At 70.0% G+C, this 26754-nt stretch carries 26 protein-coding genes; 18 read left to right on the top strand and 8 right to left on the bottom strand.

Going from position 1 to position 26754, the window contains the following annotated elements; translation table 11 throughout:
* The first annotated feature begins 180 nt into the window (after positions 1-180).
* Together ACFE65_RS11330 and ACFE65_RS11325 are read left to right on the top strand one after the other, a co-directional pair.
* Positions 181-1182, top strand: a complete 1002-nt coding sequence (locus tag ACFE65_RS11330; RefSeq protein ID WP_375382471.1) for a sensor histidine kinase — start codon at positions 181-183, stop codon at positions 1180-1182.
* Between the two features lie 201 nt (positions 1183-1383).
* A complete protein-coding gene (locus ACFE65_RS11325; protein ID WP_375382470.1) occupies positions 1384-2079 on the top strand; it encodes a type 1 glutamine amidotransferase in 696 nt (231 codons plus the stop codon).
* Between the two features lie 29 nt (positions 2080-2108).
* Here the strand turns inward: ACFE65_RS11325 and eutC are convergent, their stop codons facing one another.
* The 5 genes from eutC to ACFE65_RS11300 form a co-directional block, all read right to left on the bottom strand.
* Entirely contained in the window at positions 2109-2861 is a 753-nt protein-coding gene (gene eutC / locus ACFE65_RS11320; protein ID WP_375382469.1) for an ethanolamine ammonia-lyase subunit EutC, read from the bottom strand.
* A complete protein-coding gene (locus ACFE65_RS11315; RefSeq protein WP_375382468.1) occupies positions 2854-4251 on the bottom strand; it encodes an ethanolamine ammonia-lyase subunit EutB in 1398 nt (465 codons plus the stop codon). Before ACFE65_RS11315 ends, eutC begins: the two co-directional genes overlap by 8 nt.
* Positions 4252-4323: 72 nt before the next feature.
* Positions 4324-5796: a deoxyribodipyrimidine photo-lyase gene (locus ACFE65_RS11310; RefSeq protein ID WP_375382467.1), complete on the bottom strand. Its 1473-nt coding sequence runs from the start codon at positions 5794-5796 to the stop codon at positions 4324-4326.
* Positions 5790-6284, bottom strand: a complete 495-nt coding sequence (locus tag ACFE65_RS11305; protein ID WP_375382466.1) for a DUF427 domain-containing protein — start codon at positions 6282-6284, stop codon at positions 5790-5792. The genes ACFE65_RS11310 and ACFE65_RS11305 overlap by 7 nt, the downstream gene beginning before the upstream one ends.
* On the bottom strand, positions 6281-6658 hold the full coding sequence (locus ACFE65_RS11300) for a thiol-disulfide oxidoreductase DCC family protein (RefSeq protein ID WP_375382465.1): 378 nt from the start codon (positions 6656-6658) through the stop codon (positions 6281-6283). The genes ACFE65_RS11305 and ACFE65_RS11300 overlap by 4 nt, the downstream gene beginning before the upstream one ends.
* Before the next feature lie 252 nt (positions 6659-6910).
* Between ACFE65_RS11300 and ACFE65_RS11295 the strand changes: the two genes are divergently transcribed.
* The 11 genes from ACFE65_RS11295 to ACFE65_RS11245 all read left to right on the top strand — a co-directional run bounded on the left by ACFE65_RS11295 (position 6911) and on the right by ACFE65_RS11245 (position 19552).
* Positions 6911-7846: an NAD(P)/FAD-dependent oxidoreductase gene (locus tag ACFE65_RS11295; protein WP_375382464.1), complete on the top strand. Its 936-nt coding sequence runs from the start codon at positions 6911-6913 to the stop codon at positions 7844-7846.
* A gap of 271 nt (positions 7847-8117) precedes the next feature.
* Positions 8118-9299: an inositol-3-phosphate synthase gene (locus tag ACFE65_RS11290; protein WP_375382463.1), complete on the top strand. Its 1182-nt coding sequence runs from the start codon at positions 8118-8120 to the stop codon at positions 9297-9299.
* A complete protein-coding gene (locus ACFE65_RS11285) occupies positions 9296-10189 on the top strand; it encodes a hypothetical protein (RefSeq protein ID WP_375382462.1) in 894 nt (297 codons plus the stop codon). The genes ACFE65_RS11290 and ACFE65_RS11285 overlap by 4 nt, the downstream gene beginning before the upstream one ends.
* Entirely contained in the window at positions 10186-11277 is a 1092-nt protein-coding gene (locus ACFE65_RS11280) for a class I SAM-dependent methyltransferase (RefSeq protein ID WP_375382461.1), read from the top strand. The genes ACFE65_RS11285 and ACFE65_RS11280 overlap by 4 nt, the downstream gene beginning before the upstream one ends.
* Positions 11274-12290: a Gfo/Idh/MocA family protein gene (locus ACFE65_RS11275; RefSeq protein ID WP_375382460.1), complete on the top strand. Its 1017-nt coding sequence runs from the start codon at positions 11274-11276 to the stop codon at positions 12288-12290. The genes ACFE65_RS11280 and ACFE65_RS11275 overlap by 4 nt, the downstream gene beginning before the upstream one ends.
* Positions 12281-13108, top strand: a complete 828-nt coding sequence (locus tag ACFE65_RS11270; RefSeq protein ID WP_375382459.1) for a hypothetical protein — start codon at positions 12281-12283, stop codon at positions 13106-13108. Before ACFE65_RS11275 ends, ACFE65_RS11270 begins: the two co-directional genes overlap by 10 nt.
* A complete protein-coding gene (locus tag ACFE65_RS11265) occupies positions 13105-14607 on the top strand; it encodes a YcaO-like family protein (RefSeq protein ID WP_375382458.1) in 1503 nt (500 codons plus the stop codon). The genes ACFE65_RS11270 and ACFE65_RS11265 overlap by 4 nt, the downstream gene beginning before the upstream one ends.
* A complete protein-coding gene (locus tag ACFE65_RS11260) occupies positions 14604-15440 on the top strand; it encodes a sugar phosphate isomerase/epimerase family protein (RefSeq protein WP_375382457.1) in 837 nt (278 codons plus the stop codon). Before ACFE65_RS11265 ends, ACFE65_RS11260 begins: the two co-directional genes overlap by 4 nt.
* The gene (locus tag ACFE65_RS11255; protein ID WP_375382456.1) at positions 15440-16642 is read left to right on the top strand and encodes a glycosyltransferase family 4 protein; all 1203 of its coding nucleotides are present in this window, start codon (positions 15440-15442) and stop codon (positions 16640-16642) included. The genes ACFE65_RS11260 and ACFE65_RS11255 overlap by 1 nt, the downstream gene beginning before the upstream one ends.
* The gene (locus tag ACFE65_RS11250; protein ID WP_375382455.1) at positions 16639-17358 is read left to right on the top strand and encodes a PIG-L deacetylase family protein; all 720 of its coding nucleotides are present in this window, start codon (positions 16639-16641) and stop codon (positions 17356-17358) included. Before ACFE65_RS11255 ends, ACFE65_RS11250 begins: the two co-directional genes overlap by 4 nt.
* Before the next feature lie 118 nt (positions 17359-17476).
* Positions 17477-19552 (top strand): ATP-binding protein, encoded by a 2076-nt coding sequence (locus tag ACFE65_RS11245; RefSeq protein WP_375382454.1) that lies wholly within the window; start codon positions 17477-17479, stop codon positions 19550-19552.
* Positions 19553-19609: 57 nt separating this feature from the next.
* Here ACFE65_RS11245 and ACFE65_RS11240 read toward each other — a convergent pair whose 3' ends face one another.
* Positions 19610-21037 (bottom strand): PAS domain S-box protein, encoded by a 1428-nt coding sequence (locus ACFE65_RS11240; RefSeq protein WP_375382453.1) that lies wholly within the window; start codon positions 21035-21037, stop codon positions 19610-19612.
* A 259-nt stretch (positions 21038-21296) separates the two neighbouring features.
* On the opposite strand from ACFE65_RS11240, the gene ACFE65_RS11235 reads away from it, so the two are divergent.
* From ACFE65_RS11235 to ACFE65_RS11220, 4 genes are all read left to right on the top strand, one after another.
* On the top strand, positions 21297-21560 hold the full coding sequence (locus tag ACFE65_RS11235; protein WP_375382452.1) for a GlsB/YeaQ/YmgE family stress response membrane protein: 264 nt from the start codon (positions 21297-21299) through the stop codon (positions 21558-21560).
* 87 nt (positions 21561-21647) lie between these two features.
* Positions 21648-21953, top strand: a complete 306-nt coding sequence (locus ACFE65_RS11230; protein ID WP_375382451.1) for a hypothetical protein — start codon at positions 21648-21650, stop codon at positions 21951-21953.
* A 24-nt stretch (positions 21954-21977) separates the two neighbouring features.
* Positions 21978-22622 carry a hypothetical protein gene (locus ACFE65_RS11225; RefSeq protein WP_375382450.1) on the top strand — a complete coding sequence of 215 codons (645 nt, stop codon included), beginning with the start codon at positions 21978-21980 and terminating at the stop codon, positions 22620-22622.
* Between the two features lie 162 nt (positions 22623-22784).
* Positions 22785-23678 carry a pirin family protein gene (locus tag ACFE65_RS11220; protein ID WP_375382449.1) on the top strand — a complete coding sequence of 298 codons (894 nt, stop codon included), beginning with the start codon at positions 22785-22787 and terminating at the stop codon, positions 23676-23678.
* 16 nt (positions 23679-23694) lie between these two features.
* Here ACFE65_RS11220 and ACFE65_RS11215 read toward each other — a convergent pair whose 3' ends face one another.
* Positions 23695-24501 (bottom strand): hypothetical protein, encoded by an 807-nt coding sequence (locus ACFE65_RS11215; protein WP_375382448.1) that lies wholly within the window; start codon positions 24499-24501, stop codon positions 23695-23697.
* Positions 24502-24567: 66 nt separating this feature from the next.
* Positions 24568-26208, bottom strand: coding sequence for a hypothetical protein (locus tag ACFE65_RS11210; RefSeq protein WP_375382447.1), 1641 nt, complete (start codon positions 26206-26208; stop codon positions 24568-24570).
* Positions 26209-26342: 134 nt separating this feature from the next.
* Between ACFE65_RS11210 and ACFE65_RS11205 the strand changes: the two genes are divergently transcribed.
* On the top strand, positions 26343-26732 hold the full coding sequence (locus ACFE65_RS11205; RefSeq protein ID WP_375382446.1) for a hypothetical protein: 390 nt from the start codon (positions 26343-26345) through the stop codon (positions 26730-26732).
* Positions 26733-26754 lie beyond the last annotated feature (22 nt).

The raw sequence follows: 26754 nt of genomic DNA, 5'->3' as shown, positions 1-26754 counted from the left end.
GGCTGGGGGCAGACTGAGATCAAACCTTACAGGAAGGTCGTAATTATAACATCGTAGGCCGCAAGGTCGGATCCCACCCTCTCCGCCACCGAGCTTCTGCCGTGGGCGCACCGCGCGAAAATGGTTGCCGCCGGGCGCGTTGCGGCTATCCGGACGAGGTGATCGTCTGGAGGTATCGATGTGACGGCCGAGCAACCCAGCGGACATATATGGCAGCCGGAGCATCTTCGCCTCGCGATGAAGGCGGCGGGCGTGGCGCTGTGGGCCTGGAACGTCGATACCGACCTGCTGACGATGGACGCGCGCGGCTTCGAGCTGTGGGGGATGGCGTGGAGCGACAGCGTCACGTTCGAGGAACTGTCGTCGCACATCCATCCGGCCGATCGCGACCGTGTCCGGGCGGCGTTCGCGGCGACGCGGGCGGTGCTCGGCGACTATGAGACAGACTTCCGCATCCTGATCGGGGACGAGGTCCGCTGGATCGCGGCGCGGGGGCAGGGCGAGGACGTCGGCATCGTCGGCCGGACGATGTTCGGCATCTTCCTCGACGTCACCGGACGCAAACAGGCCGAAGAGGGGCACGAGCTGCTTGCCGGCGAGATGAGCCATCGCGTCAAGAACCTGCTCGCCATCGCATCGGGGCTGACGACGATCACGTCACGCTCCGCGACCAGCATAGGAGACATGGCGACCGAGCTGACCGGACGCCTGACGGCGCTGGGGCGCGCGCACGATCTGGTCCGGCCGTTGTCCGCCGGCCAGGGCGCGGCCGCGCTGCTCGGCGATCTGCTGTCGATCCTGCTGGCCCCCTATGACGATCTCGGCGCCTTCAAGGGGCGGATCCGGGTCGCGGTCGAACGCGCGGGCATCGGGGAGAGCGCCGCGACGGGTATCGCGCTCGTCATCCACGAACTGGCCACCAACTCGATGAAATACGGCGCGCTGTCCGAGCCCACGGGGACGCTCGACATCACCAGCGCGACGGAGACCGACCATATCGTCCTGACCTGGCTGGAGCGAGGCGGCCCGGCGGTGATCGCTCCCGCCACGCCGGCCGGGTTCGGCAGCCAATTGGTGCAGCGGACCGTGTCCGGCCAATTGGGCGGGTCGATCCGTTACGACTGGTCGGAGGGCGGCCTGATCGTGACGCTGCGCATCAAGCGGTCTCGTCTGGCCTTGTGAGACCCGCTCGATGACGAGCTACCCTGGACGCTGAGCGGCTCTCCTCGAAACGGATCAGCCCGGACGACGGCCGCCACCGAGGACTCGCCGTCACCCGGGCTAAGATTCGGCTAAGAGCAAGTCTCGGCTGCCTGGTCGCGATGGATCGGAAATTATTGTGGCTCGAATGATTCTGCTAGACGACAAGCGCTCGGCACGGCGATGAGGATCGGCGTCCTCGAAACCGGCAGCCTGCCCGTCAACCTGGCCGAGACGCATGGGCGATACGACGCGATGGTGCGCGCGCTGCTGGGGCCGGGGCATGGCTACGTCACCTTCCGTGTCGTCGTGAACGAATGGCCGACGGACGCCGCATCGTTCGATGCGTTCGTCATCACCGGATCGTCGGCGGGCGTGAACGACGGGCTGCCCTGGATCGACGAGCTGGCGGCGTTCCTGCGCACCGTGCGCGGACGCGTGAAACTGATCGGCATCTGCTTCGGGCATCAGATCATGGCGCAGGCTTTCGGCGGGACCGTCGAGAAGGCGGCGCAGGGGTGGGGCCTCGGCCTGCATCGCTATGAGTTGCGCTGCCGGCCGGCCTGGATGGGTGATGAGGAGATCGACAGCGTCTCGGTCATCGCGTCGCATCAGGATCAGGTCGTCGCCGCGCCCGCCGGATCGACCGTCTTCGGCACGAGCGCGTTCACGCCGAACGCAATGATCGATTATGGCGACGGTGCGATCTCGTTCCAGTGCCATCCGGAGTTCGGCACGGACTTCGCCCGCGTCTTGATCGACGCGAATGGCGCAGCCGACCTGACCGTCGATCTCAAAGCCACGGCGCGGCGCTCGCTGGCGGCCGAGGGCGGCGCTGCGATCGTGCGCGGCTGGATCGATCGCTTCCTGAGGAGCTGATCCGGCGCGCCGTACGCCGGCGCGCCGCTTTACCCCAGGCTCTCCGGTCGCCCGGTGAGCGGCGGCAGCGCGTCCGCGCCGTCCTTCAGCGCAACGCCGGTCAGGCCCCGGGGGTGGGCCGCGCGCAGCAATCGCGCGACCGTATCGGCGGCGGCGGCATGGGACAGGCCGTGCGGCGGACGGATGTTCGACACGCAATTGCGCTCGCTGTCGAGGCGACCCGGCTGCGGCTGCCAGGTGAGATAGGCGCCGAGGCTGTCGGGCGCGCTCAAGCCCGGCCGCTCGCCGATCAGCACCACGACCAGCTCGACGCCGAGCCGCGCACCGATCGCATCGCCGATCGCGACCCTGGCCTGCCGCGCGACGACGACCGGCGCGATCCGCCAGTCGACCATCCGCTCGATCAGCAGCGCGGCGACCGACGCCGCATGCGCATGGACCGCCGTTGCCGACAGGCCGTCGGCGATCACGATCGCCAGCCTGTCTCCGGCCGCGATCAGCTTGCCCGCATCGTCTTCCCGGAGCGCCCGGCCGAGGTCCGGCCGGCGGAGGAAGGTCGCGCGATCGTCGGCGCGGCTGTGCACGGCGATGACCTCGCGGCCCAGCGCCTCCGCCAGGCCCGCCGTTTCGAGTTCGGTGTGGACGGCGTCGCGCGCGCGGCCATGGTCGAGCTCGAACGCCAGCAGCGCCGCTGTCGGCATCGCCGAACCGCTGCGCCCTAGGCGCACGCGCGCCCTCGTCAGCGACGCCAGCCGATCGGCCGGCGCCACGGGCTCAGTCATGGTGCGCCAGCGCTAGGATGCGCTCGCCGAGCGCGGGCACCGCCGCGTCGACGATCCGGCCGTTCGCCATCAGGCCGGTGTCGATCAGCCACCGCTCGAACTCGGGCGCGGGCGCGAGGCCGAGCACGTCGCGCAGGTAGAGGGCGTCGTGGAAGCTCGTCGACTGATAGCCCAGCATCATGTCGTCGGCGCCCGGCACGCCCATGATGAAGTTGACGCCCGCGACTCCTGCCAGCGTCAGGATCGCGTCGCTGTCGTCGCCGTCCGCTTCGGCATGGTTGGTGTAGCAGATGTCGAGCCCCATCGGCAGGCCGAGGAGCTTGCCGCAGAAATGATCCTCCAGCGCGGCGCGCAGGATCTGCTTGCCGTCGTAGAGATATTCCGGCCCGATGAAGCCGACGACGGAGTTTACGAGCAGTGGGCTGAAGGCACGCGCGACGGCATAGGCGCGCGCCTCGAGCGTCTGCTGGTCGACACCATGATGCACGTCCGCCGACAGGCACGATCCCTGGCCCGTCTCGAAGTACATGCAATCCTGCCCGACGGTGCCGCGGCAGAGCGAACGGGTCGCCGCCTCGCCCTCGGCCAGCAGCGCAAGATCGATGCCGAAGCCGCGGTTCGCCTGCTCCGTCCCGGCGATCGACTGGAAGCACAGGTCGATCGGCGCGCCCTGCCGGATCAACGCGATGGTCGTGGTGATGTGGGCGAGGACGCAGGTCTGGGTCGGGATGCCGCAGCCGTCGCGAACCCGGTCGAGCAGGCGAAGCAGCGCCGCGGTCGCCTCGACATGATCGCCGGCGGGATTGACGCCGATCACCGCGTCGCCCGCGCCCATCAGCAGCCCGTCGAGGATCGAGGCGACGATGCCGGCGGGATCGTCCGTCGGGTGGTTCGGCTGCAATCGGGTCGATAGCCGCCCCGGCAGCCCCAGCGTTCCCCGGAACCGGGTGACGACCCGCACCTTGCGCGCGACGGCGATCAGGTCCTGGTTGCGCATCAGCTTCGAGACCGCGGCCGCCATCTCGGGGGTGATGCCGGGCGCGGCCGCCGCGATCGCCGCCCCATCCGTCGCATCGTCGAGCAGCCAGTCGCGGAATGCGCCCACCGTCAGATGGGCGATGGCCCGAAACGCCGCCGCGTCGTGGCGGTCGACGATCAGTCGCGACACCTCGTCGCTCTCGTACGGCACGACGAGGTCCTGAAGGAACGTCGGCAGCGGCACGTCCGCCAGCGCCAGCCTCGCGCCGACGCGATGCTCGGCATTGGCCGCGACGAGCCCTGCCAAGTCGTCGCCGGAGCGGAACGGGCTCGCCACCGCGAGCAACGCGCGCAGCCCGTCAAAGCGGTGGCGGGTACGCCCAAGGTCGGCATGGTAGCTGGCCAGAGTCACCTCGCTCGCTTGGGAGTGGACCGATCGTGTGCGCCCTTATGACAGGGCCTCGGCCGCCGTAGAAGCCGCGTTCTAGACATACGAAGCCGACGGCACCGCGTCGGGCACGGACACGGCTTCGGCGTGCCGGGATGCGGCCGCCTCAAGCCAGGCCGCGCCGTTCGGCCGGCCGCGCGTCGAGCCGTCGCTGCGCGTCGGCACGCGGCCGTACACCGGCAGGTCGCGCTCGGCGGGCGCACCACCACCGAACATCGCGGCGATGTTGCCGTAGGTCGACGGATCACGCCCGTCGAGGCTCAGCCGATCGTTCAGGTAGCAGGTCGTGGCCCAGGCGGTGGCCGGATCGGGCGTCATCGCGATGATCCGCTTGCCCCAGTACATGCGCAAGTTGTTGTGCATCCAGCCATCGATCAGGAACTGCTTCTGGCAGGCGTTCCAGGTCTCGTCGCGCGTTTCGCCCCGCAGCATCGACGCGAGGGTCTCCAGCTCGAAGCGGCGGTCGCTCGCGTGCGCCGCCAGCGTATCGACGGCCCACCCGGTGACCCGGCCGTATCGCTCGGGAGCGGCAAGCTCGCGCGCCTGATAGTGGAACCACTCGCGCCATCCGAGCAGCTCGTCCGCGAACTTGGCCTTGTGCTGGCCGCCCGCACTCGTCGCCGCGACCGCCGCCATCACCTCGCGCGGGCCGAGCACGCCGAAGTGAAGGTAAGGCGACAGTCCGCTCGCGCCCTGCTCGCGCGTGGCGTCGTTGCGATTGGCGGCGTAGCCGGGCAGCACCGCGCGGGTCAGCCGCTCGAGCTGCGCCAGCGCTCCCGCACGGCCGGCGGGGAAGGCGGCGCTGACGCCGAGCGTGTGATCGATCGTCAGGCCGGCGACCAGCGCATCCAGGTCACCATCGGCATGGTCGTCGAGCCTGTGCGGCGTGAACGGCAGTGGGCCGGCGTAGGGCGCGACCTCCGCCGCCTCGTCCACACCGTCCAGCCAGGCGGCGCGCTCCAGCTCGTGCCGACGCAGGAAGCGCGATCGGCTGGCGATGCCGTCGCCCAGCACCGCGGGCGGGACCAGGCAGGCGGCGTTGACGGCGTAGACCGCGACCTCGGCGCGCGCCGCCACGCGCTCCGTCTGCCAGCGGGCGACGAAGGTCGGCTGATCCTCCGCGACGACCGCCGCCGCCTGGGCGCCGAGGCGATAAACGAGGCCCTTCTGGCGCGCGTCGGCCCGGTCGACGTGCTGGACGCAGGCCAGTCCGCGGGCCCGGCAGCCAAGGCCCAGGTCACGGCTCGCGCTCAGGATGAAATGGTGCAGCCGATCGGAGGCATAGGGATAATCCTCGCGCACGCCATGATAGACGAGCACCGGCAGGTCCAGCGCGTTGCCCAGCCGCACCGCCGCGTCGATGACCGGGTTGTCGCCCGACCGCAGAGCCTGCTGGAGCCAGCACAGGACGTACCGTCCGCCGGGAGCGGTGTCACGGTCGTTCAGCCGGCGTACCCGCGGTGCCTCACGCCAACGGGCCAGCGCGTTGGGCAGCCCGGTCGTCACCATCCCATGCTGCCTGGTACACCCTTGAACGGGCCCGCGAGATCGCTGGTGATCCAGCCGCCGTAGAAACCGCCGGGCTGCGCGCGGACCTGTTCGCCGTCCACCAGGCAATGGTCCAACCGGTCGGCGTAGAAGGCGATGTGGTCGCGCATGGCGGCGAAGGGCTGGGTGGGCGCGGGATAGCTCCAGCCGACATCGCGCAGCACTTCGCCGCCGACTTCCAGGTGCCAGTATACCGCCTCGCCCTTCCACTCGCAGAACGAGCGGCGCGGGGAAGCGCGCAGCAGGCCGGGGGCGATGGAGTCGGGCGGCAGGTACCAGCTCGGCGGATGGCTGGTCTCGAGCACGCGGAATGCAGCGCGGGTGTCGGCGACCGCGACACCGCGATGCTCGATGCGGACGTGCCGGGTGCTCGGCCGGGCGATGGCGGGGCGCGGATAGTCCCACACGCTTTCCTGGCCGGGGCCAACCGGGTCGGGGCGCGGCCTCACGCCCGCGCTTCCCGCCGCCGCATCCAGCGTTGCATCCGAGGACGCACGCGCAGGAATCGCCCGTAGCCTCGTTCGAGCAGCGCCAGAACGACAGGATTGCGAGCCGCAAGGCCGAGCGGGCGAAGCAACGGGATGGCCCGCCACATCGCCGCGAAAGCCGCCGCTCCGGACAGCATCCGCCCGTTCCCGTCTCCGTCGTCCTCGCGGGCATGGAAGCGCGCCAGCAGCTCGGCGCGGTTCAGCGGGCACGTGGCGGCCGGATCGGTGGCATCGACGAAGGTGATCGCACCCCGGCGATCCAGTTTCCGCATGAAGGCGATCTCGCGCGCGCAAAGGGGGCAGGCGCCATCGTGCCAGACGGTGACGCGACTCATGCGTCTGACGATCCACATAGCGGGATGAACCGCACCTCGCGCATCGCGCCGGCTGAAGCATGTTTTGACGGGGTCACCATCCCGTCTAAGCGCCGCTCGCGGCCTGACGTTCCCTGTTCGGCTTGAGCAGGGTCGTCGCCGAACTCGATGTCGCCTCGTCCGAAGCATCACCGAGCTGGCCGGCCCTGCAACCCTTGTCGCGAACGCCGCCCGCGGGCAGGGGCGGCGGTGGTCTCACTCACAGGAGGACGCGTGCGCATCGGGATCATCGGCGCCGGCCTGGCCGGCCTTTCGTGCGCGACGCTGCTGGCGGAGCAGGGACATGCGCCCGTCCTGTTCGACAAGGGCCGGGGGCCGGGTGGGCGCATGTCGACGCGGCGGCTCGAGACGCCGCTCGGCCCTGTGTCGTTCGATCATGGCGCGCAATATCTGACGGCGCGCGATCCCGCATTCGTCGCCCAGGTCGAACGCTGGGCCGCCGCGGGCCATGTCGCGCGATGGTCCGCGGCCGGGGACGACGCGTGGGTCGGCGTCCCGGCGATGAGCGCGCCGGTGCGTGCGCTGTCGGCGGACCTCGACGTCCGATGGCAAGCGCGGGTCGACGAGATCGGGAGGGAGGGCGACCGCTGGGCGTTCCATGGCCAGGACGTGGCGGCCGAGCCCTTCGACGCCGCGATCGTGGCGGTGCCGGCCGAGCAGGTCGCGTCGCTGGTCGGCACGCACCGGCCGGATTGGGCAGCGCACGCGATCGCGACGCCGTCCGATCCCTGCTGGACGGTGATGGCCGCCTATGGCTCGCGCCTGCCGATCGGGCCCGACCGCATCACCAACCCGGGGATCATCGCCTCCGCCGTGCGGAACTCGGCGAAGCCCGGCCGCGACGGCGCGGAAGCCTGGGTGCTGCAGGCATCGGGCGACTGGTCGGCCGCGCACCTGGAGGAGCGGCTGGACGTCGTGGAGCGGTTCGTGTTGGAGGCCTTCGACGCGCTCGCGCACGTGGCTCTTCCCGCTCCGGAGGTCACCAGCGTGCATCGCTGGCGCTACGCCAAGTCCGGCCGGTTGGGGCAGGATGTGCTCTGGGACGCATCGCGCCGGCTCGGCCTGTGCGGCGATTGGCTGATCGGCGGCCGCATCGAGGCCGCCTGGCTGTCGGGCAGCCGACTCGCGCGATCCATGGGCGCGTCATGACGCCCCGTGAGATGGCAGACACGAGAATGACGAAGCACCACGGTGCAGCGACATGATCACAGCAGGAGCATGAATAAAAAAGCGCGCTTAATAAACGGCTTTCCCACTTAAAGATAAAGCGGATTGCCGAGCCGGACAAAACGGCGCGCAGCTCAGACGTGTCTGCGCATCAACTCGATACATAGGTGAACGATAGGGAATTATCCTGCGGTGCGGCCTTCTGCTTGGCCGAAACCGCCGCTATCCGGCCCGCCACCAACGGGAGATAGTGATGACAGAACGCGTCGGGGTCGCAGTGATCGGCCTCAACGGAGCGGTGGCGACCACGGCCGCCGCGGGCGTGGCGATGATCCGCGCCGGCTCCAACGACTTGTCGGGCTTGCCGCTCGCCCGTCGCAGCATCGAGGGCATGGCCGCGTATCGCGACCTGTATTTCGGGGGATGGGACCTCTCGCACGACGATCTCGCCACCGCTGCGCTGCGCCACGGGGTGATCGGCGACAAGGAACTGTCGAACGGCGCGTCGAGCCTGTCCGGCATGAAGCCGTGGCCGGCCGTCGGCTCGACGGACTTCTGCGCGAACATCGACGGCGCCAACAAGATCGCCGCCCCCGGCCATCGCGCCGCCGTGGAGCGTATCCAGGCGGACCTCGCCGGGTTCAAGCAGGATCAGGGCCTCGACCGCGTGGTCATGGTCAGCCTCGCGTCCACCGAGCGCAAGGCGGATCTGGAGGCGGATGCGCTGTCGTCGCTGGACGGTTTCGAGCGCGGGCTCGACGCCGACGACGCGGCGATCAGCCCGGCGATGCTCTATGCCTATGCCGCGATCGACGCCGGCGTGCCCTATGCCAATTTCACGCCGTCCGTCGCCGCCGATGTCGCCCCGCTCGCGGAGCTTGCCAGGACCCGCAACGTCGCGGTCGCGGGCAAGGACGGCAAGACCGGCCAGACGCTGCTGAAGACGGTGATCGCGCCCGCGCTGCGCGACCGAGCGCTGCATGTCGACGGTTGGTTCTCGACCAACATCCTCGGCAATTCGGACGGTCTGGCGCTCGACGATCCCAAGAGCCTAGCCTCCAAGGTCGGCACCAAGAAGTCGGTGCTCGACCAGATGCTGGGCTATCCGGTCGAGGATGACATCATCATGATCCATTATTACAAGCCGCGCGGTGACGACAAGGAGGCCTGGGACAACATCGACATCACCGGCTTCCTCGGTCAGAAGATGCAGTTGAAGCTGAACTTCCTGTGCAAGGACTCGGTGCTGGCCGCCCCGCTCGCGATCGAGATCGCCCGCTGCCTCGATCTCGCGCAGCAGCGCGGGCAGTGCGGCGTGCAGGAGCAGCTGGGCGTTTTGCTCAAGATGCCGCAGACGGCCGGCAACTACGATCCGATCCACGCCTTCAACGAGCAGCAGCTGATCCTCGATCGCTGGCTAGAAGACGGCGAATGAGGCTCGACGCGGCGGCCCTGCCGCTGCTGCGCGAGCTTGGCGACATCAAGCGCATCCGGTCGGCGGAGCGCGACGGATCGATCGCGGAGCGGCTGTTCGCGAGCGGATGGGCGACGCTGGTCGCGGGCGAGGCGGTCGAGGCGGTGATGCTGCGCACCGTCGCCGCCGCGCTCGCCGCGGCCCGGCTCGGCGACCTCGACCGGGCGACGCTGTCCGAACTCGGCCTGACGCACGACGAGGCGACGGTCGTGCTGGGGCGCGGGTTCGACGAGGTCGCGGGCCTTCTGGACCCGGCGCTCGCCGTGCGCTTGCGCGGGACTCTGGCGGAGATCGCGCCGGCAGCCGGACCGATCCCGCATTTTGCAAAGCGACTGGCCGATCAGCCACGCGCGGGCGTCACCTGCCCCGGCCGGCCACGCCTGCTGCTCCAGCCGCCCGAGAACCATGCCGAACATTGCCTGATGGTGGCGGTGTACGGCGTGATGGCCGCGCCTGGCTATGCCGCCGATCCGGCGGAGGTGTTCCTCGCGTCGATGGCGCATCATTTCCACAACGTCGCGATGCCCGACGCGGGCTTCACCGGCGAGGTGTTGCTGGGCGACCTCCTCGATCGCGTCATCGTCGCGGCACGCGAGCGGGTGATCGCCGGGCTGCCGGCGATGCTCGCGCAGCAGACGCGCGCCGTCCTTCGGCCGATCGCCGGCGACCGGACGCCCGCGGCACGGGCCTTTCACGCCGCCGACGTGCTGGACCGCGTGCTGGAGATCGAGCAGCACCTGCGCGCCGCGTCCGCGACGATGGACGGCGTGCTCCACACCTACGAGTTGGTCCATGCCGGGCCGGTCAAGGCGTTCCACGACACGGTGCTGGCGAAGGTCGGCCTGCTGTGACCTTGCGCTCGCCGACGACGGGGCGACCATTGGTCGCCGACACGCCGCATTCGCTGGCGGCCGACGGCGAGCGCTGGCCGGTGGTGGATGGCATCCCGTATCTGCGCACGGACAGCGAGGGGCTGGTCGCGGTGGCGCTCGACCATCTCGACGCCGGGTGCCCGGACGACGCGCTGGTGGCGCTGTTGACCGACCAGGACGCGTGGTGGACGGGCCCCGCGACCGATCTGGGCGAGCTGAAACGGCTGGTGCGCGAGCGTGATACGGTGACGCTGCGCGAGGCGATGGCGCTGTTGCGGTTCGGCCCGGTCGCCGATTACTTCGCCTATCGCTGGTCGGACCCGACGTATCTCGCGGGGCTCGCGCTGCTGGAGGCGCACTGGCGGACGCCCGCCACCGCGTTCGAGCTCGCCTGCGGCATCGGCCATTACCTCCGCGAGCTCACCCGCGTCGGCGTCGCCTGCACCGGCGCGGACGTGGTGTTCGCGAAATGCTGGCTCGCCAAGCACTGGGTCGCGCCCGATGCCGACTATGTCGTGTTCGACGCCGCCGTGCGCTGGCCCATCGAAGGACGCCGGTTCGACCTCGTCCAATGCCATGACGCCTTCTATTTCCTGCCGGCCCAGCCGCTGATGGCGGCGCGGTTGCGGGACGCGGTCGCGGCCGGCGGAGTGCTGGCGGTCAGCCATGTGCACAACCAGGCGGTGGCGGGCGGCGCGTCGGGTCCGGCGCGCGCCGGCGCCGAGTGGGCGCGGATGTTCCCCGACGCCGCCGTCTTCGACGAGCGCCAGCTGAGGCGCGCGCTGCTCGCCGCCGACGCGCCGCTGGCGACCGGCTGGTCGGACGATCCGGCGATCGAGGCCTGGTCGCTGGTCGAAGGGGCGGGGGCGCCGAGTTCGCTCGCGGGTGGTCTCGTCATCCCCGCTGACGGCGCGACGTTGCTCCCCAACCCGCTACTCGTCGACGGTTCGCCACGCTGGCCCTCCGAGCGGTATCGCGCCGACTATGCGGCAGGCTGCACGTGGACCGGCACTGCCGGCGATCCCGCGCGGACGCGCCGCCTCGTCGATCTGCCAGCGCGATGGTGAGCGACGTGCGCCCGGTCCGTTGGGGCATCGCCGGCTTTGGCTGGGTCGCGCGCGATTACATGGCGCCCGGGATCGAAGCCGCGGGCGGCGAGCTGGTCGCGATCGCCGACCCGTCCGCGACCGCCCAGGCGAGTGCGATGTCCGCCGGCCTGCTCGCCCATGACGACGTCGAGGCGATGCTGGCGGCCGGCGACATCGACGCGCTCTATGTGGCGACGCCCAACAATCTTCATCTGGCGCCGGTCCGCGCTGCCGTCAGGGCAGGCGTCCCGGTGCTCTGCGAGAAGCCGATCGCCGCGACGCTCAGCCAGGCCGAAGAACTCGCCACGTGCGTGACGGGGCATGTGTACGGCACCGCCTTCGACCAGCGCCACCACCCCGCGCACCGTGCGATGGCCGACGCGATCCGGGGCGGCGCGATCGGCCGGGCGATCGCGGTGCGGATCGTCTACGCCTGCTGGGTCGACCCGCTCTGGTCGCCGGACGGGGCGGGCGCGGGGACGTGCAACTGGCGGTCCGACCCGCAATCCGCCGGCGGGGGCGCGGTGATCGACCTTGCGCTCCATGGCCTCGACCTGGCGGAGCTGCTGCTCGGCGAGCCGCTGGACCGGCTGCACATCGCCCTGCAACGGCGCATCCACGATTATGCGGTCGACGATGGCGGCATGCTGTGCGGCCGGACGGCATCCGGCGTGCTGTTCCAGAGCCACGTAGCGTATAATTGTGCCGAGCTGCTGCCGCGCCGCCGGCTGGAGGTGCTCGGCGAGGCGGGGCTCCTCGTCGCCACCGACACGATGGGCCAGACGGCGGGCGGCTGCGTGACGCTTCGGGATGGCCGGACGGGCGCGGAGACGCCGCTCGCCTTCGATGCCGAGCTTTCGCCCTTCACCGCGCAGGCCGCCGCCTTCGCCGCCGCCGTCCGCCATCGGCCGCATGACTTCTCGATCGACCGGGACCTTCGCCTGATGCGCCTCTTCGACGCCGCCTACCAACAGGCGCTCCCATGCCGCTGAGCTACTATGCGTGCGCCAACTGCGGCTTCTGGCAGCGGCACTTCGCGCCGCCCGATTGCCCCGTCTGTTCCGACACGCGCAACGACCTGCCCGAGGACGGCTGGCATTTCCTCCCCGAGACGCAGGTCGCCGCGACGCACGACGGCGACTTCCGCCAGGTGGCGGACGATCTGTGGGCGTTCACGACGACGCCGAACCTGGGCCTCGCCGGCACCGGCTGGCTGATCGTCCGGCCGGAAGGCAACATCGCCTTCGAAGCCGCGCCTTATCATTCCGCCCGGATGCTGACGAAGATCGCCGAGCTCGGCGGCATCCGCTTCCTCGCCGCCAGCCATGCGCACGGTTACGGCGCGCTGTTCCAGCTCCAGCGCGAGTTCGGGCCGGAGATGTTGGCGATCCACAAGGACGATCTGGCGATGACCAAGGCGTTCCGCGTCACGACGCCCTATGACGACGTGCTCGAGATCGCCCCGGGCTACGTCCTCCACCATGTCGGCGGCCATTACGAAGGTCAGGCCGCGCTCCACGACCGGCCGGGCAGGCGGCTGTTCTGCGGCGACATGTTCAAGATCAATCAGGACGAGGCCGGAAGGAGCCACGCCATCTCCAGCCACAAGGCCTATCACAAGGACATTCCGCTGACACATAACGAGGTGCGTCACTATCGCGACGTCATCGCCCCGCTCGCCTTCGACGCGGTCCTGACGCCGTTCGAATATGCGCCAGAGGTCGACCGTGACGTCGCGGTCGCGGCGCTGGACGAGGCGCTGACCCGCCTGCCGGGCGTCAAGCGGCTGCCCCTGGGGGAGCGGGCATGAGGCGGGTCACGGTCAACGACTTGCCGGACGGCCTAGGCGCCGCGGCCAACCGGTATCTCGACGTGTTCCCGGCGGGCGAGGTCTGCGGCTTCCCGATCACCGCGATCGACCGTGTCGGCATCCCCGTGTGGGTCGTCGCCTTGTTCCCGGAGACGCCGGACCTCGCCGGCATCATGCCCTATGGCGTGGGCTATGGCGCGAGCGACGAGGCGGCGATCCTCGGCGCGCTCGGGGAGATCGCCGAGATGGTCTGGCCGACGCTCACCCTGTCGGCGCGGCCCAAGACGCGCGGGAGCCATGCCGAGCTGGCGCGGAGCCTCGGCGCGCGCGCGGTCGCCGATCCGCTGACGCTGTGCCTCCCCGCCGGCTCGGCCGTCGACGGCGACACCGCGCTCGACTGGGTGGAGGCTCGGCGCTGGGCGGACGGCTCGAGCGTTCTGGTGCCGATCGACCTTGCGGCCTATTCGTCCAAGGAGCTCGCGACCGGTTACCGACCGTTCACCACGATCATCTCCAACGGCATGGGCGCGGGACCGGACCTCGACTGGGCGATCGGCCACGGGCTGTGCGAAATCCTTCAGCGTGACGGCAACGGGCTGCTGTTCCGCGCGCTCGATCGCGGCGTCGGGCTTGCGCTTCCGGCGACGGTGCCGGCCGAAGCGGCCGAGCTGATCGCGCGCTTCGTCGCCGCGGGCATCCGCGCCATGCCGAAGTTCGCGACGGACGAGTTCGGCATCGCCAACGTCTACTGCATGGGTGTCGACGAGGCGGCCGAGCCCGCGGTGCCGATCATGGCGACCGGCTGCGGCGAGGCCGCGCATCCCGACGCCGCCCAGGCCCTGACCAAGGCGCTCGCCGAATATGCCGCCAGCCGCGCGCGAAAGGCATTCGCGCACGGGCCGATGGACCTGGCGGAGACCTTCGCGCCCGACGGGTACATCCCGCGCTTCATGGCGCAATCGGGGGGAGCCGCGAAGTCGAGCGACGATCGCGCCTTCACCGAGATGCGGCGCTGGACGCGCACGGACGCCGCGACGTTGCGGGGCTGGCTCGCCGAGACGATGCTCGCGGAGCGCTCCACCCGCGACTTCTCGACGTTGCCGCGCAATGACGTGCCCGACGGCAGGTCGCGCGGCACGCTCGCCCGCGCGGCGGTGGAGGCGGCGGGCTTCGACATCCTCTATGTCGACATGTCGCCCGCGGATCGCAGCATCGCCGTGGTCAAGGTCATCGTTCCCGGCATGGAGGTGGAAACCATGAGCTATTACCGTATCGGCGAGCGCAACGTGCGCAAGCTCCTCGATCTGGACAGTCCGCTGATCGGCTTCGAGGCGGGAGAGGGTCGCCGGCCCGCCCGGCTGACGGACGACGCGATCGCGCGGCTCGGCGGCCAGCCCTTCTTCGACACCGCCGCCGCCGATGCCGCGGTGGGCCCGCTCTATCCGCTCTATCGCGAGCCGGAAGCGCACCATGTCGCCTGGGCGGAGGCGCATCGGTGACGCTCCGTTTCGCCTACAACACCAACGGCGCCGCCAACCACCGGCTCGACGACGCGATCCGGTTGATCGCCGACGCGGGCTACGACGGCATCGCCCTCACGCTCGATCACCACCATCTCGATCCTCTTGCCGACGGCTGGGCGCGCGAAGCGGAACGGGTGGCGGCGCTGCTCCGCTCGCTGAGCCTCGGCGTGGTGATCGAGACGGGCGCTCGCTATCTCCTCGATCCGCGCGACAAGCACGAGCCGACGCTGGTCACCGCCGATCCGGACGGCCGCCGCCGCCGCGTGGCCTTCCTGCAACGGGCGACCGAGATCGCGGCCATCCTCGATGCAGAGACGGTGTCTTTCTGGGCGGGCGTTCCCAAGGCCGGCGTCGACCCGCGCGATGCGCTCGCGTGGCTCGACGCCGGTCTCGCGCAGGTCACCGACCATGCCAACCGCGCGGGCATCCCCGTCAGCCTGGAACCCGAGCCGGGCATGCTGATCGAGACGGTCGAGGATTTCGCCGCTCTCGCCGTGTCCCACCCGACGCTTCGTCTGGCGCTCGACACCGGTCACTGCCTCGTCACCGGCGAGATCGAGCCCGACGCGGCCGTGCGCCGTTTCGCCCCCAAGCTCGGCACGGTCGCGATCGAGGACATGCGTCGCGGCGATCACACGCACCTGCCGTTCGGTCAGGGGGACATGGACGTGCCTGCCATTCTGACCGCGTTGCAGGAGATCGCGTTCGACCGGCTGGTCTGCGTCGAACTGTCGCGAGAGAGCCCGCGCGCGCACCAGGCGATCCCGGAGGCGATCGCGTACCTTCGGCATCACCTGCCGGCGCGCTGATGCGCATCTGCTTCGTCTCCCGCCGGTTCCTGCCCGCGATCTCGGGCATGTCGATCTATGCGATCAACCTGCTGCGGCAGCTCGTCGCGGCGGGGCACGACGTGACGATGGTGAGCCAATATTACGGCGATCCGGCGCGCGCGCGCGTGTACGGCGGCGGGCCGCCGCCGCCCGTGGCGGGCGTCCACGTCGTCGGGCTGGAAGCGTTGGGAGAGCAGGACGGCGGCGACTTCGAGCGGGACATCGACGTCATGATCGCGACAATCGTCCGCGAGCACGCGCGGCGACCGTTCGACGTGATCCACGCGCAATACGGCTACCCGACCGGCTGGGCGGCGATGATCGCCGCGCGCCGCCTGCTGCTGCCCTGCGTGGTGTCGATCCAGGGTGGCGATGGTCACTGGGTCGGCTCGTGCTGCGAGACGCATCGGCTCGCGATGGTCCGCGTGCTCGATCACGCCGGCGCGTTGCTGATCGGCGGCAGGAGCTTCGCGGACGCGGTGAGCGCGCGACTCGGCACGCCGCTCGACCGGTTCACGATCGTTCCGGGCGCCGTCGACACACAGCTCTTCACGCCCGGCGAGCCTGCATCCGGGCCGGTCCGGCTCCTCTATCACGGTCGCGTCGATCGCCGGAAAGGCGTGCTCGACTTCCTCCAGTCGCTCTCGGCTATGGCGGGTGACTGGACCGCGACGATCTCCGGCATCGGCCCGGACGTCGATGCCGCGCAGGCGCTCGCCGTGGCGCTGTCGCTCAACGACCGCGTCGCCTTCTCGGGCTATGCTGACTACGCCGCCGCGCCGGCGTTGTATCGCGCACACGACGTGTTCGTCTCGCCGACCTATGCCGAGGGGTTCTCGAACACGATCCTCGAGGCGATGGCGAGCAGGCTTGCCGTCCTGTCCTGCCGGTCGGTTGGGGTGGTCGACTGCATCCGCGACGGGGAGAATGGCCTTCTGACCGAGCCCGGCGACGTGCCGGCGCTCGCCGCCGCGCTCGCTCGCCTGATCGCCGATCCCGGCCTGCGCGAGCGCCTCGCCGCCTCCGCGCTCGCCGAATGCCGCAGCGTCTACAGCTGGGAAGCGGTCGGCAGGCGGATCATGGCCGTCTACGAGGCGCTGCGCGGCAGACCACAGCGCGCATTCGACACAGACCTGCCGGTCACGCCCTGCCGATATCGCGCCGAGCCGCACCTGCTTTGAAGCTGGTCGCCGTCTCGCCGCATCTTGACGATGCCGCCTTCTCCGCGGGAGCGACCCTGGCGCAACGCGCGGCCGAGGGCTGGCAGGTCACGATCGCGACGTGCTTCACCGGCACCGTCGCACGGCCGCAGGGATTCGCGCTCGCCTGCCAGCTCGACAAGGGGCTGTCGCCCGACGTCGACTATATGGCGCTGCGCCGGCAGGAGGACCTCGACGCCTGCGCGGCGCTCGGCGCGACGGCGATCCATCTGCCGTTCCTGGAGGCGCCGCATCGCGGCTATGCGTCGGCGCCGGAGCTGTTCGCCGGTCGCCGCGCCGACGATCAGGTCGTGGTGGAGCTGACGGCCTCGCTGTCGCGGCTTCTCTCAGACGTCGAACCCGACGTCGTCATGGGACCGCTCTGCCTGGGCGACCATGTCGATCACCACATCGTCCGCGACGCGCTGACCGCAGTCGTCGGCGCGCGATCGCTGCTGCTCTGGGAGGATTGGCCCTATGCCGATCGTGCGGCGAGAACGGCGGAACCGCCGGTGATGACCGTCGACCTGGACAGCCACGGTCGCGCGAGCCGCTTGCGTGCCTGCCGCTGCTACCGCTCGCAGCTCGATTTCCAGTTCGGCGGCGCCGAGGCGCTGGCTCGGCGGATCGGGCACATCGAGCAGGAACGGTTCTACGGTATCGATCATCGGGGTCGCGCTCCGACGCGGGCTGCGTAGCCACGCGGCGATCGTGCGTCCGAATGTCTAAGGAATTGACCTTGCTGCCGAACAAAACACGGTGTGGCAGTCAAACCACCTGGTCCACGCGCGGTGATGCGGCTAGTCAACGCCGTACATGACGGTCGACGACAGAGTAGAAGCACGGGAGAGTCGACGCCTCGCGGCGCTGGCGCGCTACCGGGTGATGGACACCGCCCGCGAGAGCGGCTTCGACGAGCTTGCCCAACTGGCATCCGAGCTTTGCGGAACACCTATCGCGGTGGTGAACCTCATCGAGACGGGCCGGCAGTGGTTCAAGGCGGAAGTCGGGCTCGGCGTCGACTCCACGCCGCTCGAGACATCGTTCTGCGGTTCGGCGCTCCTCGAGGAGGAGTTCCTCCTGATCCCCGACGCGACCCTGGACCAGCGGTTCGCGTGCAATCCGCTGGTGACGACCGAGCCAGGCCTGCGATTCTACGCTGGAGCGTTGCTGAAATCGCCCGACGGTTTTCCGATCGGCACGCTGTGCGTGCTCGACTACCAGCCGCGCTCGCTGTCCGAACAGCAGCAGCGGGCGCTGCGGACCCTCGCCCGGCAGGTCATGGCGCAGCTCGAGCTGCGCCTCGCGGTGCTGGAGCGGGAGGAGGCGAATGCCGAGCTCGAACGCCGCGTGGCGGAACGCGCGGCCGAGGTGATCCAGGCGCAGGTCGAGCGTGACCGCCTTTGGGAAGCGTCGCCCGACCTCATGGTCGTGATCGACTTCGAGGGGGTGTTCCGCCGGGTGAATCCCGCCTGGACGACGGTGCTGGGCTATGCGCCCGATGAGCTGGCCGGTCACCACGTCAACGAGTTCGTGATAGCCGAGGATCGGTCGGCGACGGTCGATGCCTATGAGCTCGCCGCCGGCGGTGGCACGCTCAAAATGGAGAACCGGTACCGCCATAAGGAGGGATCGATCCGCTGGATCTCGTGGACGGCGGCGCCGGCAGGCGACATGACGTACGCGACCGGCCGGGACATCACCGCCGACAAGGAGCGGCAGGCCGAACTGGAGGCCGCGCAGGAGGCGCTGCGGCAGAGCCAGAAGCTGGAAGCGATCGGCCAGCTGACGGGCGGCGTCGCGCATGATTTCAACAATCTGCTGACCGTCATCCGCGGCTCGGTCGATCTCCTGCGCCGCGCCGATCTGACGGAGGCCAAACGCCTGCGCTACATCGATGCGATCGGCGACACGGCTGACCGTGCGGCGAGACTGACCGGCCAGCTCCTCGCGTTCGCGCGGCGTCAGGCGCTCAGCGCCGACCTCTTCGACGCGGGCGCCTCGCTGCAGGAGGTCGCGACCATGCTCCAGTCGATGACCGGATCGCGCATCGCGCTGTCGCTGCAGGTGCCCGACGAGCCGTTCTTCATCGTCGCCGACCGTAGCCAGTTCGACACCGCGATCGTCAACATGGGGATCAACGCCCGCGACGCGATGGATGGGGAGGGCCGGCTCGTGATCTCGACGGGTCCGGTCTCCGGCATCCCGCCCATCCGTGGTCATGCCGCGGTGGCGGGCGACTTCGTGGCGGTGACGGTCGCCGACACGGGGACCGGCATCGCGCCCGACCGGATGGACCGCATCTTCGAGCCGTTCTTCACGACCAAGGCGGTGGGCGAGGGGACGGGATTGGGCCTCAGCCAGGTGATCGGCTTCGCCAAACAGTCGGGCGGCGACATCAGGGTCGACAGCATGGTCGGCCGAGGAACCACCTTCACGCTGTACCTGCCCCGCGCCTATCCGAACGAAGCCGCCGGTGCCGAGCGGGCCGACATGCCGGAAAGCGTCGACGGCGACGGGCTGTGCGTCCTCATCGTGGAGGACAATCAGGACGTCGGCCGGTTCGCGACCGCCGCGCTGACCGAACTGGGTTTCGGAAGCGAGCTGGCGAGCGACGCCCATTCAGCGCTGGCGATGCTGGATCGTGACGCCGGTCGCTTCAACGTGGTGTTCTCGGACGTCGTGATGCCCGGAATGAGCGGCATTGAGCTTGGCGAACAGATCCGGTCGCGCTATCCCGACCTGCCCGTCATCCTGACCAGCGGCTACAGCCACGTCCTCGCCCAGAACGGCCATCACGGGTTCGAGCTGCTGCACAAGCCCTATTCCGTCGAGCAGCTGTCACGCGTGCTGCGCAAGGCGATCAGCTGGCAGGCGGCGCACCGGGGATGACGCGGGTCTAAGTCCTCGACGCCCGCCCGATGAGCGACGCCGGCGCTGGCTTGCTCGCTAAGACCGATCGCCGGCGCGGCCGCCGATGCCGCGTTCGCGAGCCCAGATGATTGCGGCGCTGCGACGGTTGACGCCGATCTTGGCATAGAGGCGCGACACGTGATTGCGGACAGTGTTGCCCGACAGGCCGAGCCGTCCGGCGATGCCCTTGTCGTCCAGCCCTTCGCACAATAGCTCCAGCACCTCGCGTTCGCGGCCGCTCAACTCGGCGGCGGCCGGCGCGGCCGCACCGCTGCCGCCGCGCAGCGTCGCGAGCTTGTCCATGATCGAGCGGCTGAACCAGCTCGCGTCCTTCATCACCGACTCGATCGCCTCGACCAGCTCGATCTCGCTATGGCGACGCGCGGTCACGTCCTGATAGAGCCACAGCACGCAGTGCTCGCCGCGCACGTCCACCGTCTCCGCGGAGACGAGGCAGTCGAGGGGCTCGCCCTCTCTAGGAAGGACGCGGACGTCGCAGGTGCGCACGCCGCCGCGCCGCGCGATTTCCTCTTCGGTGGACCGGCGCAGCGCGGCGTCGTTCCATAGCTGGATGTCGTCGGCCACGCGCCCGACGAGGTCGTGCGCCGCGTGGCCGGTCATGCGGCAGAACGCCTCGTTGACCTCGACGAACCGGTTCTCCGGCGTCGAGGTCACGGCCATGGCGACGGGCGCGAGCCGGAACATGGTCGTCGAACGATGCTCGCTCGATCGCAGCGCCTGTTCCGCTTTCCGCCGGGGATCGAGATCGGCGAAGGTGAACAGCATGCAGGGCTGTTCCGCCACCTCGATCGGCTGGCCGGCCAGGATCACGAACCGTGTCGATCCGTCCGGCAGCGGCAGCTCCGCCTCGACCTGGGGGATCGTCGCGCCGGCCGCGAGTCGCTCGGCGACATGCGCGCGACGCTCGGCCTTCGCGAGGATGTCCATGTCGCGCAGGTGACGGCCCTCGATCGCGCCGCGCGGACAGCCGCACAGCTCGGCGAAACCGGCGTTGACGCGGATGAACCGCTGATCCGACAGCCGCAGGATCAGCGCAGGCGCCGGATTGGCCTGGAACATCGCCTCGAACCGCGCTTCCGCGTCGTAGCGTTCGGACACGTCCTGGATCACCAGCGCCAGGCAATCGGGGTCGCCGCCGTCCTCGTCCATCACGACGTCATGCACCGTATGCGTCCAGCGCGGCTCGTTGGTGCCCATCGGCGCGACCTCGACCACTAAATCGGGGAAGCTCTCGCCCGCCAGCATCCGCATGATCGGGTATTCGCGCTTGGTCAGCCGATGATGGTTGCGGAAGCGCAGGCAGAACCGCTGGCAATAGTCGTCCGCGGTGGTGCCCAGCTCCTCGACCTTGACGATCCCGTGCATGCGCAGCGCGGCGGCATTGGCGCCGATGATGGCGCCAGACGGATCGACGAGGATGATCCCGGCGGTGAGGTCCGCCATCAGTTGCTCAAGGTGGCGCAGGGTCGGAGACGGGGGCCGGTTGCTGCGATCGTCGTCCATGTGGCAACAAGCGCGACGGGACCCCCGCGGTTCCTGCTGCGGAACAACGAAAGTACCAATGCGCCTGTGACATGCATACCAGGCGTGAACCATCGCCCGAAGCTGCCCGATGAACGGACGGTGGCCAATCGTGTTGATGCTCCCGAACTAGCGATCGCGCCGGCATCCCGCCGGGGCAGCGTGCAAGTCGGAGGACAACATGGGTCTCATCATTCTTCTCGTCGTCGGCGGCGTCGTCGGGTGGCTCGCCGGGCTGATCATGCGCGACAACAACGGCGTCATCCTCAATGTCGTGGTCGGGATTGTCGGTGCGATCCTGGCGGGCTTCATCGTCACGCCGCTCATCGGCGGTGCGCCGATCACCAGCGGGATCATCAGCATCGAGTCGATCGCCGTGTCGCTGCTCGGCGCGATCGTGCTGCTGGCGATCATCAACCTGTTTCGTCGCGGCACCGTTCGCTGAGCCGAGGCGTTCAGCGGCCGGGATCATAGTGGCCCTGCACCGGGCAACCAGCGTGATTCCCCCAGAGACATTATCGAGGAGAGACCAATGCACAAGCAGATCATCGCCGCCATCCTGGCGGCGACAGCGGCCACGGGCGCGTTCGCGCAGGCCGACACGGGATCGCACAACCCGGCGGTGAAGAGCGCCGCGGTGCACACGACGGCGACCGCCGCGACGGGCCGCAACTCGTTCACCGAGGCGCAGGCGCGCGGCCGGATCGCCAAGGCCGGCTACACCGGCGTGAGCAAGCTCGCCAAGGACCAGAACGGCGTCTGGCAGGGCACCGCCATGAAGAGCGGCGCGAAGGTCAACGTCGCGCTCGACTACAAGGGCAACGTCACCGTCCATTGATCCTCGACTTCACGGAGAACGACCATGACCAAGACCATCACACGCCTGTTCGACGATTATGCCGACGCCACCACCGCGGTGCGCGACCTGGAGGCGCTGGGCATCAGTCACGGCGACATCAGCCTCGTCGCCAACAACGCCCACGGCCAGCATGACGTGAACGACCATGACAACGTCGACGGGCGGGGTGTCGACGACCGGGGCGACGTCAGCCGCGGCACCTCGACCGGCGCGCTGCTCGGCGGTGCGGGCGGCCTGCTCGCCGGGCTCGGCCTGCTGGCCATCCCGGGCCTCGGCCCGATCGTCGCGGCCGGCTGGCTGGCGGCGACCGCGGTCGGTGCCGGCATCGGTGCTGCCGGCGGTGCGGCGACCGGCAGCCTCGTCGGCGCGCTGAAGAACAGCGGCCACACGGACGAAGAGGCGAACGTCTATTCCGAGGGCGTCCGCCGCGGCGGCACGCTCGTCAGCGCCAAGGTGCCGGACGCCCAGGCCGTAGAGGCCGAGGCGGTGCTCGACCGCAACCGGTCGGTCGATGCGACCACCCGCGGCGCGGCATATCGCCAGTCCGGCTGGACCGGCTTCGACGCCAACGCGCCCGCCTACACGACCGACGAGGTCGATCGCGAGCGCGCGACCTATGCCCGGACGCCCGCCGTCGAGCGGTACTGATGCCTTGCCTCCGGGGGCTGGCGACGGCTCCTGGAGGACGGTCCGACGGTCGCGTCGTGGAAAGCGCGACCGTCTGATCCAATGGATCGCCGGTCCGTACTGGTGCCCGAGACGCTGCGGCTTTATCCAGCCCAGATCGAAGGTTCATCAGGGAGCGGTTTTATGATCGAGGCGATCATCGAGCAGCGCCGTCGCGATCTGGGCGGCGGCGTTTCGGTCGGCCGCGTGCAGCCGTTCGCCAAACGGCGCATGGTCGGGCCGTTCATCTTCTTCGATCACATGGGGCCGCTCGATCTCGCGGCCGGCGTCGACCGCAGCGTGGACGTACGCCCGCACCCGCACATCGGCCTGTCCACCGTGACCTATCTGTTCGCGGGCGAGATGATGCACCGCGACAGCGTCGGCTCTGTCCAGCCGGTCCGGCCGCAGGAGGTCAACTGGATGACCGCCGGCAGCGGCATCACCCACAGCGAGCGGTTCGAGCGCGCGCGAGCGGTGGGCGACCACCTCCACGGCATCCAGGCCTGGGTGGCGCTGCCGACCGGCGACGAGGAGACGGCGCCCTCCTTCACGCACCACGAGGGCGACGACCTGCCGCAGTGGCACGACGGCGGCGTGATCGGTCAGCTGATCGCCGGCAGTGCCTTCGGGCTCACCGCCGCCGCGCGGACGCACTCGCCGCTGTTCTACGCGCATCTGGAGATGGCGGCGGGGAGCAGCGCCGAGATCCCGCCGGGCCATGCCGAGCGCGCCGTGTACGTCGCGCGCGGCGAGGTGGAGTGCGGAGGCCAGCGTCATGGTCCGGGGCGGATGATCGTCGTCGATCGCGCCGCCTCGTCCGTCCGGGCGATCGCGCAGTCGACCGTCATGATGCTCGGCGGCGACCCGGTGGGCGAGCGGCTGTTGTACTGGAACTTCGTGTCCTCGTCGCACGAGCGACTGGAGCAGGCCGCGGCCGACTGGCGGGCGGGGCGGATGAAGCTGCCGGACGCCGAGGACCGGGAGTTCATCCCCTTGCCCGACGGCCCCGTACCGTCCGCGCCGGCAATGTCGTGAGCGCATCGGCGAGCCGTCAGTCCGCGGGACGGCCCTGCTGAAGATCGGCCCAGCGGCGGTTTCCCTCATGCTGCGTGACGCTGGCGATATTGGCTGGGGTCAGCCCGTCGCGCGCGCTGCCGGGGAACAGGACGGTGGTCACGTCCGACGTGATACTTTCTCCTTCGTTGTCGACACGGGTGCAGACCGCGCCTTCGCGTCGGCCGACGCATTGCTCATGGTTCAGCGCCCGGTGAAGCGCGAGCGACCCTTCGCCCAGCTTGCTGTACGGCCCGGTGTCAGCGACGATGACAGGGACCGTGCGACCATTGGCGATCACGACGCCGAAATCGCCGACGCGAACGCCCGTCAGCCGCGTGAACTCGCCGGCGACATCCGGCGGACCGGCTTCGGGGATGACGACATAGGGCACCTTGTCGGCATCGACCGGCACCTCGTTTCCCTGCGGGTCGCGCAGCATCAGCGAGGTGGGACATTGATCCATGCGGCCGTGATCAGGCCCGCATGCGAACGCCGACCCGTCGAGGTCCACCGCCAGCTTGGACACATAGGCGACCGCGCCGCCGGGCAGGATGCGCAGGGCGGTGACCGCGTTGGGATCGTCGGCGCAGCTCCGGGTATAGCGCGACCTTTGGCCGCGGAACGTGCCTTCGCGATCGCATAAGTCGAACTGCCGACGATAATCCTCGTTCACGGCTTCTCCGGCCGGCAGCGTGACGCCCCGCGGCCAGATATGGTTGTCGGCCGTGGCGGCAGGCGCGGCTCCGCCAAGGGCGAATGCGATCGGCAGCGACCGATGCGCCAAGTGCTTCAATCTGCTCATGGTGGCCGAACCATCGGCCGCGCGGAACGCTGCTCCGTTCGTCGCGTCCGTGACGGCGCGGACCCGCTAGCCGGGCCCGTGGCGACAGGGCCGCCAGACCTGCAGGACCTGCTCCTTGCCCCAGAACGGCATCTCGGGCAGCGTCGTTCCGCAGTAGCGCGCCCGGTGCGCCACCAACCACCGGGCCGGTGCCGAGCGGCCGAACAGCGGCCAGACCGGGCCAACGAACCAGGCCCGCTCGCGCGCGCCCTCGGCCAGTCGCGACCAGACGACGTCCGGCCAGGTGCCGACGGCCGGGTTGAGCCAGGCGAGCACCGGCGCCCGCGCTCCGAGCGCCGCCGCGACGCCGGGTCCCGTTCCCGAGAGGTCGACGAGCAGGGCGCCGCCCGCCAGCCCGTGCGCCGAGCGGACGAAGGCTGCCGTTTCCGGATCGACGAGGATCGCGCCGTGCGTGACCGGGTGGCTGATGGCGACCTGCTGTTCGAAGATCGAGGCGGGCAGGCTGTAGGGATGGCAGGCCGCGAGCAGCATGACCGCACCGGGCGCGACGATCGCCAGCGCCCGGGCGAGGCCGCCGCGCCACCACAGCGGATCGCCGGACGCGAGGACGAAGATCGCCAGCAGCGGGAAGACCATGCTGAAGTTGAGTTGAGCCCACTGATTGTTGAACGTGCCGAGCGCCACCGCGAACGGAGCCGCGAGCAGCAGCGCGATGGCGAGCCGCTTGCCGCGGCAATAACGCCACCGCACGCCGGCGTAGCCGGCCGCCGCCGTGACGAGTGCGAGGCCGATGAAGTCCGGTATCTCGCCGTCGACCGCGTCGGCGGCGATGCCCGCGACATACAGGAGGCTCAACGCGATCGCCGCATAGCCGAGCCAGCGGAGGCGGCGGAAACGGCCGGACAACAGGCTTGCCCCGGCCGCGACGGCGGCTCCGGTCAGCGACGCCGGCACGATCAGCCAGTCGCGCGCCACCTTGATCGGCAGCGACAATGGCGTGTTGGGCAGGGCGAGGACGTGCTGGCTCGCCGCCATCCGCGCGATCAGGCCGGGGATGGCGGCGGGCGACAGGAACAGCGAGATCAGTGCTCCTGCCAGCACCAGCGCGACGATCAGCGCGAGGCTCGTCCGCCTGCTGCCGGCGGCGATCCCCACGACGACGATGACCGCGACGGCGATGGCGAACAACGGCGGTTTCGAGAAGGCGGCAAGACACAATCCGATGGCGGTCAGCACGGACCCTGCCGTCCGGCATCCCGGTCGATCCGACAAGGCCGTCAGGATACCCGCGATCGCCAGCGCCGCGCCGACGTTCGCCGCCGAATTGTAGCTTGGCGTGATGATCCACGGGAAGAAGATCGTCAGCGAGGCCAGCATCCCGTACGCGGCGAAGGGCAGGGCATCGCGCCGCCCGGCCGACAGCGAGAGCCCCAGAAGCGCGCCGGCCACCGCCGTGATGGCGAAGCCGATCAGGCGATAGGATCGCAGGTCGCCCCGAACGAGCGCGAACAGCGGATGCAGCAGATAGCCGAACGGCTGGTAGATCAGCGCGTAGGCACCGGGATCGCGCGCCCAGACAAGATAGAAGACCTCGTCGGTCAGGTCCGCTCCGCGTCCGGCGCCGTACACGAGCAGGCCGCCGCAGAACACGATCGCGACCAGCAGCGACGCGAGTAGCAGGACATGGGACAGGGTCGTTCTGGACATGCCCCGCCGCACCCCGCTCAAACGCGGCCCGCGCCGCTGGTGATCGCCCCGCCATAGTCGGCACGGATGCGCCGGAACAGCTTGGGAAACGTTTCCCGGACCGCGTCCACCGGGCGGCATCGACGGGAGCGATTGTGACCAGGCAGGACGACACGGGCCAGGGCGACACGTCTGGCAGAGCGCAAGCGGGATCCCCGTCGCCGCTGACGCCGGACGGGCGCTACATCGTCGTGCGCGGGCGGCTCTGGCGGGCCGTCGACCCGGCGCTGTCGCCCGACCGCCGCGCCGCACTCGTCGGCGACCTCATGGACGCACGGCGCTCGGTCGGACAGGCGAAGCGGGATGGTGACCCGGTCGCGGAAAATGCGGCCCGCGCCGCCGTCCAGGCCGCCAAGGTCGCGCTCGGCGAGCGCGGGCCGCCCTGGTGGGATGACGGCTCACCCGACGTCAACCGCCGAATGGCGAAGAACACGCGCTGTGCCGACTGGTACGAAGCGCTGAGCGCGACGTCGGCCGCCGGCTGATGGTCGGCCCTGACGGCGACGT

This window comes from uncultured Sphingomonas sp. (assembly GCF_964237335.1).
Taxonomy (GTDB): domain Bacteria; phylum Pseudomonadota; class Alphaproteobacteria; order Sphingomonadales; family Sphingomonadaceae; genus Sphingomonas.
Note: the sequence above shows the minus strand (reverse complement) of the source record. Positions and strands in the feature narration are given on the sequence as shown.

Coding starts and splice junctions, on each gene's coding strand:
- ACFE65_RS11215 (WP_375382448.1), bottom strand. CDS start 24,501: ATGAGCAGATTGAAGCACTTGGCGCATCGGTCGCTGCCGATCGCATTC.
- ACFE65_RS11255 (WP_375382456.1), top strand. CDS start 15,440: ATGCGCATCTGCTTCGTCTCCCGCCGGTTCCTGCCCGCGATCTCGGGC.
- ACFE65_RS11245 (WP_375382454.1), top strand. CDS start 17,477: ATGACGGTCGACGACAGAGTAGAAGCACGGGAGAGTCGACGCCTCGCG.
- ACFE65_RS11310 (WP_375382467.1), bottom strand. CDS start 5,796: ATGGTGACGACCGGGCTGCCCAACGCGCTGGCCCGTTGGCGTGAGGCA.
- ACFE65_RS11290 (WP_375382463.1), top strand. CDS start 8,118: ATGACAGAACGCGTCGGGGTCGCAGTGATCGGCCTCAACGGAGCGGTG.
- ACFE65_RS11270 (WP_375382459.1), top strand. CDS start 12,281: ATGCCGCTGAGCTACTATGCGTGCGCCAACTGCGGCTTCTGGCAGCGG.
- ACFE65_RS11220 (WP_375382449.1), top strand. CDS start 22,785: ATGATCGAGGCGATCATCGAGCAGCGCCGTCGCGATCTGGGCGGCGGC.
- ACFE65_RS11325 (WP_375382470.1), top strand. CDS start 1,384: ATGAGGATCGGCGTCCTCGAAACCGGCAGCCTGCCCGTCAACCTGGCC.
- ACFE65_RS11265 (WP_375382458.1), top strand. CDS start 13,105: ATGAGGCGGGTCACGGTCAACGACTTGCCGGACGGCCTAGGCGCCGCG.
- ACFE65_RS11225 (WP_375382450.1), top strand. CDS start 21,978: ATGACCAAGACCATCACACGCCTGTTCGACGATTATGCCGACGCCACC.
- ACFE65_RS11230 (WP_375382451.1), top strand. CDS start 21,648: ATGCACAAGCAGATCATCGCCGCCATCCTGGCGGCGACAGCGGCCACG.
- ACFE65_RS11240 (WP_375382453.1), bottom strand. CDS start 21,037: ATGGCGGACCTCACCGCCGGGATCATCCTCGTCGATCCGTCTGGCGCC.
- ACFE65_RS11235 (WP_375382452.1), top strand. CDS start 21,297: ATGGGTCTCATCATTCTTCTCGTCGTCGGCGGCGTCGTCGGGTGGCTC.
- eutC (WP_375382469.1), bottom strand. CDS start 2,861: ATGACTGAGCCCGTGGCGCCGGCCGATCGGCTGGCGTCGCTGACGAGG.
- ACFE65_RS11300 (WP_375382465.1), bottom strand. CDS start 6,658: ATGAGTCGCGTCACCGTCTGGCACGATGGCGCCTGCCCCCTTTGCGCG.
- ACFE65_RS11285 (WP_375382462.1), top strand. CDS start 9,296: ATGAGGCTCGACGCGGCGGCCCTGCCGCTGCTGCGCGAGCTTGGCGAC.
- ACFE65_RS11210 (WP_375382447.1), bottom strand. CDS start 26,208: ATGTCCAGAACGACCCTGTCCCATGTCCTGCTACTCGCGTCGCTGCTG.